Source organism: Bradyrhizobium sp. IC3195 (assembly GCF_020193585.1).
GTDB lineage: Bacteria > Pseudomonadota > Alphaproteobacteria > Rhizobiales > Xanthobacteraceae > Bradyrhizobium > Bradyrhizobium yuanmingense.
Genome location: NZ_JADYVG010000005.1, coordinates 102,563 through 113,510, shown reverse-complemented (window position 1 = coordinate 113,510; position 10,948 = coordinate 102,563). Strand labels below are relative to the sequence as shown.

Below are 10,948 nucleotides of genomic sequence, written 5' to 3'. Positions count from 1 at the left end.
ATCAGCCGTTACGGGCGGACGTCCTTGTCGAGGGCATCGCGCCATTGCGGTCAAACCCGCCGGCTTCCCTCACACTTCCAGCCATTGCGCGCGAACGTCGCTGTTTGATTTCAGTTGCTCGGGCGTACCTTCGAAGACCACACGACCGTGCCCCATGACGTAGACGCGGTTGGAGATCTTCATCGCAATCGACAGCTTCTGCTCGACGAGCAAAATTGCGACGCCGGCCTGCGCAATGCGGGCGATGAGATCGCCGACCTGCTGCACGATCAAGGGCGCAAGACCTTCGGTCGGCTCGTCGATCATGATGAGATCGGGGTCGCCCATCAGGGTCCGGCACGTCGTGAGCATCTGCTTCTCGCCGCCTGACAGCACCCCCGCAGGCGTATCTGCCCGCGCGGCAAGATTCGGAAACATGTCGAGCATGTCCTGAAGCTGCCATTTGCCGGGACGCCGCGTATCCTTGATGCCGAGGAGCAGATTCTGGCGGACCGTCAGCCCCGGAAAGATGTCCCGATGCTCCGGCACATAGCCGAGACCGAGGCGCGCGATCCTGTAGCTCGGCAGCCCCGCGATGTCCTTGCCTTTGAAGCGGATCGTGCCTTGCGGCGCAACCTCGCCCATGATCGCCTTGACAGTTGTCGAACGTCCGACGCCGTTGCGGCCGAGCAGGCTGACGACCTCGCCTGCCGCAACGTCGAGATCGACGCCCTGGAGAATGTGGCTCTTGCCGTAATAGGCGTGCAGGTCCCTGACCTTCAGCATCAGTGCGCCTCCTCGCCGAGATAGGCTTCCTTAACTTTCGGGTCCCGCCTGATCTCCTCCGGCGTGCCGGAAGCAATGATGTGGCCGTAGACCAGCACGGAAATGCGGTCGGCCAGGCCGAACACAACGCTCATGTCGTGTTCGACGATGACCAGGGTCTTGCCCTCGGTCAGGCGCCGGATCAGCGACACCGCGCGGTCGGTCTCGGCGTGGCTCATGCCCGCCGTCGGTTCGTCCAGCAGCACGACGGTCGCGCCGCTGGCGATGGTGATGCCGATCTCGAGTTCGCGCTGCTCCGCGTAGGTCAACAAGCCGGCCGGAACATCGCGCCGATGCGTCAGATGGATGTCGTCGAGGATTTGCGCCGTGCGCTCGCGCACCTCCGGCAGGCTATCGACGTTCTTCCAGAAGGCGTAACGGTGCCCCGTCGCCCACAGCACGGCACAGCGGACGTTCTCCCAGACCGACATGCGCGCGAATACGTTGGTGACCTGGAACGACCGCGACAGGCCGCGCCGGTTGATCTCGAACGGCCTGAGGCCGGAGATCACATCGCCGTTCAGTCTCACCTCGCCCGAGGTCGGCTTGATGTGGCCACTGATGAGATTGAACGTCGTCGATTTCCCGGCACCGTTCGGACCGATTATGGCGTGACGCTCACCTTGCGCGACGCTGAGATTGAGATCGCGGATGATGCCGACATTGCCAAAGCGCTTCTCAACGGCGCGGACTTCGATCGCTGCCGTCATGCCAAGTACCCCCGATCGCGCGCGACCGTCGCCGCGCGGTCCCATGCCTCGGCGACGCGCCGCCAGCTCAGGCGCGCGACGAAGAAGCCGCCGATGAGGAGGACCGCCGCGCTCGCCCACGTCAGCGGCGACGCCGGACTGAAGGCAACGCCGAACAGGTTGATCGGATTGCCCTGACCGCTATGCGTGCGCGCGATCGATTCGATCGTCAGGATCACACCGCAAGCCAGTGCCAAGGTCGGCACCGCCGCGATCAGATAGGAAGGGATCACCGTCGGCAGAGTTCCGGCGCGAACCAGCGGCCGGTGCATCATGACCAGCCCGGCGATGCCGCCGGGGGACAGCATCACGATGCCGATGAAGATAATGCCGAAATAGAGCTGCCACACGCCGGTGACGCTGGTCAGCCCGAGCTGAAGATAGGTCACGAGGATTGCACCCAGGATGGGTCCGAAGAAGTACGCGACGCCGCCAATGAAGGTCGAGAACAGCACGAGGCCGGATTGGATCGCGCCGAGATAGGCGGCGTTGGCGATCTCGAAGTTGATCGCGGCCAGGCCCCCTGCCACGCCAGCGAAGAAGCCGGCAAAACAGAAGGCGATGTAGCGCACCACGTGCGGATCATAACCGATGAACTGGACGCGCTCGGGGTTGTCCCGCACCGCATTGCTGATTCGCCCCAGCGGGGTCCGCGTCAGCGCATACATCGCGACGGCCGAGATCACCAGCCAGAACGCGATGAGGTAATAGACCTGAAGCTGCGGGCCGAAACTCAAGCCGAAGATCTTCGGCAAAGCCGTGCGGTCGGTCGATATTCCGGACTCGCCGCCGAACACCGAACGCAGGATCAGCGAGGACGACGCCACCAGTTCGGCAATGCCGAGCGAGATCATCGAGAACACGGTACCAGCCCGCTTGGTCATCAGCCAGCCGATGATGATCGCGAAAACGAGGCCGCCGAGTCCACCGAACAGCGGTATGAACGGCAGCGGGATTGGCCAGCCGTGCGAGACCACTGCATTCATCATGTGGCACGCTGCGAAGCCGCCGAGGCCGTAATGCACCGCATGGCCGAACGACAAGAGGCCGGTCTGGCCGAGCAGGATGTTGTAGGACAGCGCGAACACGATCGCGATGCCGATCAGGCTGAAGGACGTCAGCGAGCCGCCGGAGGAGAAGATCAGCGGCAGCACGATCAGCACGGCGATGCCGGCAAGCCATATGCCGTAGAAGCGCAGGCCGTCGCCGGCCGGCTTCCCTGCGATTGTCGATGTCGGCGTCGATGTCGTTTTGGCGTTCATGTCTCGCGCGTCCCCATCAGGCCCATGGGGCGTACGATCAGAATGATCACCAGCAGCAGGTAGGGTACGATCGGCGCCACCTGGGCAATGGTGACGTTCCAGATGTCGGTGAGCACGGACGGCCCTGCCGACGGATCGAGCGGACCGAAGGCGCTCGCCAACGAACCGTTCAGCGCCACCGCGAAGGTCTGTATCAGGCCGATCACCAGCGAGGCGATGAAGGCGCCCGGCAAGGAGCCGAGGCCGCCAAACACGATGACGACGAACAGGATCGGTCCCAGCGCCGCGGCCATGTCGGACTGCGTCACCAGCGCCGGACCGGCGATCACGCCGGCAATTCCCGCCAGCGCGCTGCCGACGCCGAACACCAGCATGAATATGCGTCCGACATTGTGACCGAGATGCCCCACCATATGGGGATGCGTCAGCGCGGCCTGAACGATCAGGCCCACCCTCGTGCGCTTGAGCACCATCAGCAACACGATGAATATCAGGATCGACACAGCCAGCATGAAAATCTTGTAGGCGGGATAATTCGTCGAGAAGATCGTGAAGGCCGGAAAGTCGAGCAGCGCCGGCACGCGGTAATCGACGGGGCTCCTGCCCCACATCATCGCCACGATTTCTTCGATCGCGAACGCAAGACCGAAGGTCAGGAGCAACTCCGCCACATGGCCGTGCTTGTGCGTATTGCGCAGGCCGTAGCGCTCGACCGCCATGCCGATCGCGCCGACCAGCAGCGGAGCCAGCAGCAGGGCCGGCCAGAAGCCAATCCATTTGGTGAGCTGGAAACCGAAGAAGGCGCCGAGCATGTAAAAGCTGGCATGGGCGAAGTTGAGCACGCCCATCATGCTGAAGATGACGGTCAGGCCGCTCGACAGCAGGAACAGCAGCATGCCGAACAGCAGACCGTTCAGCGTCGATATAACGATCAGTTCAAGCACAGTAATCACACCTCTGGCCGGGACAGAAACGGCCCCGGCGAAGTCGGTCCGGATGCGAGCAGCAACCTTCCCGCGAGCCGCTGTCGGCTGCGGGAAGGCAAAGCTATTCCAGGCTTACGGCCGGGTCATCTTGCAGGTTGTGGGAACCATCGTCTTGGATGTGTCGATCTTGGAAACCAGATGCCATCCCCAGCCGGTGCCTTCCTCGTCGAACGGCTCGTCTGCAGCGAGCTTGCCGAAGGAGGAGATGTAGATCGGCTGGAAGAACTGGTGATCGTCCTTGCGCATGACGCCCTCACCGCCATCCAGCACCTCGAACTTGAGATCCTCGAGGGCAGCCGCGACCTTCACCGGGTCGAGCGAGTTGGCCTTCTCGGCCGCGGCCTTGAACATGCGCATCTCGTTGACGGCGCGCGGATACCAAAGCGACATGTTGACCTTGGCACGGAAGGTCTTTTCGAAGTCCATCGCCGGCTGGTGGCCGGAATTGGCAAAGCCCTCGGTGATCTGGAAGACCTGATGGTCGAGACCGGTCTGCTTGATTGCGGTCGGACCACCAGCGCCGCCGGCATAGTAGGTGTACCAATTGACCTTCAGGCCGGCGTCCGCCGCGGCTTTGAGCAGCAGTGCGATGTCCTGGCCCCAGTTGCCGGTCACGACGCTATCGGCGCCCGAAGCCTTGATCTTGGCGATATAAGGCGAGAAGTCGGTGATCTTCAACAGCGGATGCAGTTCGTCACCGACGATTTGGATGTCGGGCCGCTTGGCGCCCAGCATCTTGCGCGCATCCGCACGCACCGACTGGCCGAAGGAGTAGTCCTGGTTGATCAGGTACACCTTCTTGATCGCGGGGACATCCTTCATGTAGCTGGTGAGCGCTTCCATCTTGATGTCGGAGCTCGCATCCCAGCGAAAATGCCAGTAGCTGCACTTTTCGTTGGTCAGGCTCGGATCTACGGCGGCATAGTTGAAGTAGAGCACTTCCTTGCCGGGATTGCGCGTGTTGTTCTTGGTAACGAAGTCGGACAGCGCTGCGGCGACCGACGAGCCGTTGCCTTGCGTGATGAAGCGGGCGCCGGCATCGATGGCCTTCTGCGCCTGCACCAGGCTTTCCTGCGGGTTGGTCTTGTTGTCGAGAGGCAGAATCTCGATCTTGCGGCCCAATATGCCGCCCTTGGCGTTGATCTCGTCAGCCAGATACTGGAACGTCTTCAAGCCGCCTTCACCGATGCTGGCGCCACCGCCGGACAGCGGATCGATGTAGCCGAACTTGATTGTTTCCTGCGCGAATGCCGCTCCTCCGAGCATCGTCAGCGCTGCCGCCGCAGCAATTGCGAGCTTGTGCATCCTGGCCTTCTCCCTTTTGTATGTTCTTGTCCTTGGCGATCGAAGCTGACTCACAACGTCGGTCGCGCCCACTCTTCGCTACTCCAATATTGAATACTGTGTAAAGTTTTGGTGCAAGAAATAATTGCGGCCCCAACGTGAAGATTGCCGCGCGCCGTCCGGAATATTGAATTCACAGGCAACTTTTGGGATCAAAGCCGCGCTCAATCTGCGGCTGACATCAAGTCCGAACGGGAAAGGATGAAGAGCGCGATCAGGGTCTCAGATTGGTTGCTTTATACCACTCCCCGACGGGGCTTGAGCCCCAAAAGGAACAGCCGCGAAAAATAATCGGCAATCTGCATCGGAGACCAGCTCCGCTCGTCCCTGAACCAGATCGGGTACCAGTGGCCCATTCCAGTCAGAACGCGTTCGGCGAAGTAAGTGTCGACGCTGCGGAAGTATCCCTCGTCGATCCAACACTGGTGGTTTCTCTGGTCCTGCTGGATCGTTGCGAGCACCTGCCTGACATAGTGCTTGCGGTCAACGTCGTTGAGATAGTTGATGTTGTGGTAGGTCGCCTTCGGGCCGCAAGGGGTATCGTGCAGCATCAACAACAGGCGGACTCTCTGGACGACGTAATCGAACGCCCCGAGCCTCAGGTCCTGCAAATATTCTCGAATCCCGATCTCACCGGCCAGACCTCTTCGCAGGCAAGCCAGCAAGAGGCGCTCCTTCTCGCTGAAATGATAATAGATGCCGGCGCGGGTCATGCCTGCCTCCGCCGCGATGCTCTCGAGCGACGTACCGGACGCGCCCCTTCGATTGAAACTGTCCGAAGCAATCGAGAGCATCCTGTCCAGCTTCGCGGCGCGCTTGTTCAATTTCGAGCGGGACTGGAGAAATGGTGCCAGGCTCGGCGCTTCAGGCATGTCCGGTAAGGCAATCTCACGCCGATACACCCCATGCGTGATGATGTCGTCAATGGCATCAATCGCCTGCTGGCGCGAATAATAGTCGCGCTCGGAGAACCAGAACGGAACCCAATCCAGGATGGAGATGAGGGCGACGGCCGTAAGGAGCGGCTCCTCGCAGGCAATCGAGCCGTCGGCAATGCCACGCTTCAGAAAGTCGGCGAGTAGCGCGGCATTCTGCCAGCGCCTGGCATGCACGTCTTTGCTGTAAGACGCAGCCAGTGCATCGATGTCGGAGAACAGGATCATGCGCTGGCCTTCAGGCCGCAGCCGGGCTCTTATGAAGCGCCTGACGATTTCGAGCCCGTCTATCCCGGGTTCGGCCGCCGTCTCGATTTCGTGCCTGTAGATCGCAAGACCGCGCAGGTAGCAGTGAAAGATCAGGTCTTCCTTGTCGCGGAAGTAGTGGTACAGCGCTCCCGGCACCGATCGAACCGATGCTGCGACCTGCTCCATCGTCACATTCGCATAGCTATGGCGGGCAAACAGCTTGGAAGCCGACACGAGGATCTCTTCAGCTCGGTCGGACGGGAAGGCGGCGACTTGCAAGCTTGAATATCCTTCCTTATCGTGGACGGATTCACCCCGGTGAAACGTCCACTACCACACGTCGGATATTCTTGCCATCGGACGAGGCGTTAGGCCAGTATCGCCCGCAACCCTCGGACGGCGGTGCAAATGAAGACGCAGCCGATGATTGCAGGCGCGCCGTAGATCGACGCCGAACGCCCTATCTCATGCCGTCACGGATCATGTATCCGGCGCCGCGGATCGTGTGCAGCAGCGGGCGCTCGAAGCCCTTGTCGATCTTGGAGCGCAGCCGCGAGATGTGCACGTCGATGACGTTGGTTTGCGGATCGAAATGATAGTCCCAGACATTCTCCAGCAGCATGGTCCGCGTCACCACCTGGCCGGCGTGCTTCATGAGGTATTCGAGCAAGCGAAATTCGCGCGGCTGCAGCGTCAGCTCGTCCTTGCCGCGGGCGACGCGATGCGAGAGCCGGTCGAGCTCGAGATCGCCGACGCGATAAAGCGTCTCCTCGGCGGGACCGCCGCGGCGGCGAGACAGCACTTCGACGCGGGCCAGCAGCTCGGCGAAGGAATAGGGTTTCGGCAGATAATCGTCGCCGCCGGCGCGCAGACCCTTGATGCGGTCATCGACCTGCCCGAGCGCGGAGAGAATCAGCACCGGCGTCGTATTGCCCTTGTCGCGCAATGCGCCGATCAGCGACAGGCCGTCGCGCTTGGGCAGCATGCGGTCGACCACCAGCACGTCGTATTCGCCGTTCTCGGCCATGGCGAGGCCTTCCTCGCCGTCGGCGGCGTGGTCGGCGATGTGTCCGACTTCGCGAAACGCCTTGGCGAGGTAGTCGGCGGATTCGCGGTCGTCTTCGATGATGAGGAGGCGCATCGTGCGTTCGGCGGCGGTCAAGGAGGTCAACCTTCTCTAAACATGGCGCGAGCGGCGACCGCATGCAAGCCGAGCAGGAGAGGCTCGAAGCGGGGAAAAAGGCGGGCGGTGAAGCTGGGGGGACCTCACCGCCCTAGGCCTTCCGACGGAGGGGGGCGTAATTCCACCGGAAGGTAGATGAGGGAAGCCAGCGTTGCGCTGCTTCCCCGAAGGGCACCGGCGGCGGGGGCGACTGATGCCGGCGGTACCCTTCATCTCGTAGGCCTCCTGAAGGCCTCAGCCCTTGGCGATGGGCACCGCGACGAAGCGCGACTGGCCGCCGCTCTTCACGCGCATCAGGACGCTGTTCTTGTTGTCGGTCCGCGCCGCGTTGATCGCGTCGCGGACTTCGCCGGCGGTCGCCACGCTCTTGCCGCCGACCTCGAGGATCACGTCGCCTTCCTTGAAGCCGCGTTCGGCCGCCGCGCTCTTCGGATCGACCTCGGTGACCACGACGCCTTCCTTGCCGGCACCGGCCACGGAATTGGCCGGCGCAACGGTCATGCCGAGCTTCGGCACGTCGGTGCCCTTGCTGGCGCCCTTGCCGCTGTCCTTGTCGGTGTCGGCCTTGGCCTCGACCGTGTTCGGCAGCTGGCCGAGGGTGAGGTTGACGACCTTGTCCTGGCCCTTGTGCAGCACGTTGAGCTTCACGGACGCGCCGGGCGCCATGCCGCCGATCGTGCGGGCGAGCTCGCGGGCATCCTTGACGGGGTCGCCGTTGACCGCGGTGATCACGTCGCCGGACTCGATGCCGGCCTTCGCGGCCGGACCGTTGGCCTGCGGCTCCGCCACCAGCGCGCCTTCGGCCTTCTTCATGCCGAGGCTGTCGGCGATGTCGGAGGTGACGGGCTGGATCTGGACGCCGATCCAGCCGCGGCTGACCGAGCCCTTGTCCTTGAGCTGCGCAACCACGCTCTTGACGGTGTTGGCCGGGATCGAGAACGCGATGCCGACGCTGCCGCCGGAGGGCGAGTAGATCGCGGTGTTGACGCCCATCACCTCGCCGTTGGTGTCGAAGGCCGGACCGCCGGAATTACCCTTGTTCACGGGCGCGTCGATCTGGATGAAATCGTCATACGGGCCGTTGCCGATGTCGCGGCCGCTCGCCGAGACGATGCCCGCGGTCACGGTGCCGCCGAGACCGAAGGGATTGCCGACCGCGAGCACCCAGTCGCCGATCCGCGGTTTGCTGTCGGCGAGCTTGGCGAAGGGGAAGTTCGTGCTGCCTTCGACCTTGATCAGCGCGAGGTCGGTGCGCTGGTCGGTGCCGATCACCTTGGCGGTGTAGGTCTTGCCGTCGTCGGTGGTAACCTCGACCTTGTCGGCGCCATCGACCACGTGGTTGTTGGTCACGGCATAGCCGTCAGCCGAGATGAAGAAGCCGGAGCCCTGCCCCTGCACGACGCGGCCACGGCCGCCCTTCAGGCCGGGGGGCAAACCATCCGGACCACCGAAGCGGCGGAAGAAGCGCTCCATCGGCGAGCCCGGCTGGAACGGCGAGGAGGAATCGTCGCCGTCGTCATTGCTCGCGGTCTTCTCCTTCATGTTGACCTTGACCGAGATCACCGAAGGCTTCACGCGCTCGACGACGTCGGCGAATCCGACCGGACGCTCGACCTTGCGGACCTCGTTGTTGACCTGCGCATGCGCCGGGCTGGAGAACAGGTCGGCCGGCGAGGACGACGGGCTGAAGCCATAGACGGCCGCGCCGAGACCGGCGACGACGGAAGCCATCAACGCGAGCTTGCGCGCGGAAAACACCGACCGGCGCGGCTGCCGGTAGGACGGGAGGTTCGAAAGGTCGATACGATCGTTCATGCGGAAATCTCCAGAGCCCTGAATTCCTGTTGGTGCCAGATGCCGGCACCTTGCGGACCTGAAGATGGGGACTCCCGCCTTACCGCGCGCTGGCGGCGGGGTTAAACTTTCGTAATGATGTGTCGAGGCGGATGCGGCAGTTCAGCACAGGCCAAAAATCGTGGTCTTACAGGAACTTAATCGAGTTCCCGACAAAGCGGCAGGCGCGAATTCTGGCCCCTCAGCTCGCCCTGACACTGACGATGAACTCGTCGACTTCGCGCTTCAAGGTCTCGGCCTGCCGCGACAGATCGACGGCCGAATCCCTGGCTTCGGCCGCCATGCGGCCGGTCTCGGCCGAGGTGGAGGTGATCTGGACTATATGGTTGGAGACGTCGAGGGTTCCGCGCGCGGCGTCCTGGGCGCTGCGCGTGATCTCCTGTGTGGCGTTGCGCTGCTGGGCTGTGTCGACCTCGATGCCCGACATGATCGACGAGATCTCCGACAGCGTCCTGGAAATGCCGTCGATCGCGCCGCGGGTCTCCGCGGTGATGCCCTGAATGCTGGCGACCTGCGAGGTGATCTCCTCCGTCGCCTTGCTGGTCTGATGCGCCAGGTTCTTCACTTCCGAGGCGACCACCGCAAACCCCTTGCCCGCTTCGCCGGCCCGTGCCGCCTCGATGGTGGCGTTGAGCGCCAGGAGATTGGTCTGCGATGCGATCGCCTGGACGAGCTGGACGACCTCACCGATCTTTTCGGCGGCATCCGACAGCGTGTGAATGGTATCGCGGCTCTTCTCCGCCTGGCTTGCAGCGCCTTCGGCGCGCTGGGTCGCGTCCGTGACGCGGCGGCTGATCGTGCCGATCGAGTTCGTCATCGCCTCGGCGGACCCTGCAACCGTCTGCACGCTGGCGCTGGCCTGGCTCGCCGCGCTCGCGACCGCATTGGCCTTGGTGCTGGTGTCGTTGGCGGTCCGCGACAGCGTCTCCGCGTTGGTCTTCAGATGCACGGCCGATGACGCCACGCTGGCGACGACACTGGCGACGAGATCGTTGAAGCGCTTGATCCTGTTATCGAGGAATTTCGACCGCTCGGCCTGATGCTGCGCTTCATGCAGCTGCTGCTCGGAGAGGCGGCGCCGCTCGATGCCGTTGGTCTTGAACACCTCCAGCGCACCGGCGAGCAGGCCGATCTCGTTGGTGCGGCCGAGCCCCGGGACTGATGTCTCGAACTTCTGGTCGGCAACCTCGCGCATGGCATGCACGATGGCCGCGAGGGGATTGAGGATGCCGTTGCGCACGGCGAACCAGGTGGTGAAGCAGATCGCGAAAGCGACGACGGCGATCACGCCGCAGGCGACCAGGAAATAAGAAAACGCGGTCTGCGCCTGCTGGTAGATCTGCATGGCATGGTCGCGCGCCGGGCCGCTCAGCGCGGCGAAGTTCGAGGACAGGCTGGTGATCTCGTTGTTGAGATAGAGGACCGCGATGAAGCCGGTGCCGCCGCCGATGCCAAGCAGGAACAATAACGCAGCGACGACGGCGCCGACCAGGAAGCGGATCGTCAGATTGCTGTTCGCGAACATCGGGGGACTCAGGAGCTGGAATCAAATCTCGCGACAAGCTTCCAGACAAAGGTCAAT

At 63.1% G+C, this 10,948-nt stretch carries 9 protein-coding genes; all 9 read right to left on the bottom strand.

Annotation, left to right across the window (positions count from 1 at the left end):
• Nucleotides 1–69: 69 nt before the first annotated feature.
• Nucleotides 70–765, bottom strand: coding sequence for an ABC transporter ATP-binding protein (locus I6F09_RS13185; protein ID WP_225188232.1), 696 nt, complete (start codon nt 763–765; stop codon nt 70–72).
• Nucleotides 765–1,514 (bottom strand): ABC transporter ATP-binding protein, encoded by a 750-nt coding sequence (locus tag I6F09_RS13180; protein ID WP_036005761.1) that lies wholly within the window; start codon nt 1,512–1,514, stop codon nt 765–767. The genes I6F09_RS13185 and I6F09_RS13180 overlap by 1 nt, the downstream gene beginning before the upstream one ends.
• Nucleotides 1,511–2,815, bottom strand: coding sequence for a branched-chain amino acid ABC transporter permease (locus tag I6F09_RS13175; protein WP_225111756.1), 1,305 nt, complete (start codon nt 2,813–2,815; stop codon nt 1,511–1,513). Before I6F09_RS13175 ends, I6F09_RS13180 begins: the two co-directional genes overlap by 4 nt.
• Complete coding sequence (locus tag I6F09_RS13170) at nt 2,812–3,759, bottom strand: branched-chain amino acid ABC transporter permease (RefSeq protein WP_036005767.1); 948 nt, start codon at nt 3,757–3,759, stop codon at nt 2,812–2,814. The genes I6F09_RS13175 and I6F09_RS13170 overlap by 4 nt, the downstream gene beginning before the upstream one ends.
• Before the next feature lie 114 nt (nt 3,760–3,873).
• Entirely contained in the window at nt 3,874–5,106 is a 1,233-nt protein-coding gene (locus I6F09_RS13165) for a branched-chain amino acid ABC transporter substrate-binding protein (protein WP_036005770.1), read from the bottom strand.
• A 275-nt stretch (nt 5,107–5,381) separates the two neighbouring features.
• Nucleotides 5,382–6,608 carry a TetR family transcriptional regulator gene (locus I6F09_RS13160; RefSeq protein ID WP_082641338.1) on the bottom strand — a complete coding sequence of 409 codons (1,227 nt, stop codon included), beginning with the start codon at nt 6,606–6,608 and terminating at the stop codon, nt 5,382–5,384.
• 181 nt (nt 6,609–6,789) lie between these two features.
• Complete coding sequence (locus I6F09_RS13155; RefSeq protein ID WP_036023302.1) at nt 6,790–7,470, bottom strand: response regulator transcription factor; 681 nt, start codon at nt 7,468–7,470, stop codon at nt 6,790–6,792.
• A gap of 276 nt (nt 7,471–7,746) precedes the next feature.
• Nucleotides 7,747–9,327 (bottom strand): Do family serine endopeptidase, encoded by a 1,581-nt coding sequence (locus I6F09_RS13150; protein ID WP_225155614.1) that lies wholly within the window; start codon nt 9,325–9,327, stop codon nt 7,747–7,749.
• A 220-nt stretch (nt 9,328–9,547) separates the two neighbouring features.
• On the bottom strand, nt 9,548–10,891 hold the full coding sequence (locus tag I6F09_RS13145) for a HAMP domain-containing methyl-accepting chemotaxis protein (protein ID WP_036005777.1): 1,344 nt from the start codon (nt 10,889–10,891) through the stop codon (nt 9,548–9,550).
• Nucleotides 10,892–10,948 lie beyond the last annotated feature (57 nt).

Bases quoted from the DNA above. Each gene is read 5' to 3' on its own strand.
- I6F09_RS13185 (WP_225188232.1), bottom strand. From the start codon at position 765: ATGCTGAAGGTCAGGGACCTGCACGCCTATTACGGCAAGAGCCACATT.
- I6F09_RS13180 (WP_036005761.1), bottom strand. From the start codon at position 1,514: ATGACGGCAGCGATCGAAGTCCGCGCCGTTGAGAAGCGCTTTGGCAAT.
- I6F09_RS13175 (WP_225111756.1), bottom strand. From the start codon at position 2,815: ATGAACGCCAAAACGACATCGACGCCGACATCGACAATCGCAGGGAAG.
- I6F09_RS13165 (WP_036005770.1), bottom strand. From the start codon at position 5,106: ATGCACAAGCTCGCAATTGCTGCGGCGGCAGCGCTGACGATGCTCGGA.
- I6F09_RS13155 (WP_036023302.1), bottom strand. From the start codon at position 7,470: ATGCGCCTCCTCATCATCGAAGACGACCGCGAATCCGCCGACTACCTC.
- I6F09_RS13150 (WP_225155614.1), bottom strand. From the start codon at position 9,327: ATGAACGATCGTATCGACCTTTCGAACCTCCCGTCCTACCGGCAGCCG.
- I6F09_RS13145 (WP_036005777.1), bottom strand. From the start codon at position 10,891: ATGTTCGCGAACAGCAATCTGACGATCCGCTTCCTGGTCGGCGCCGTC.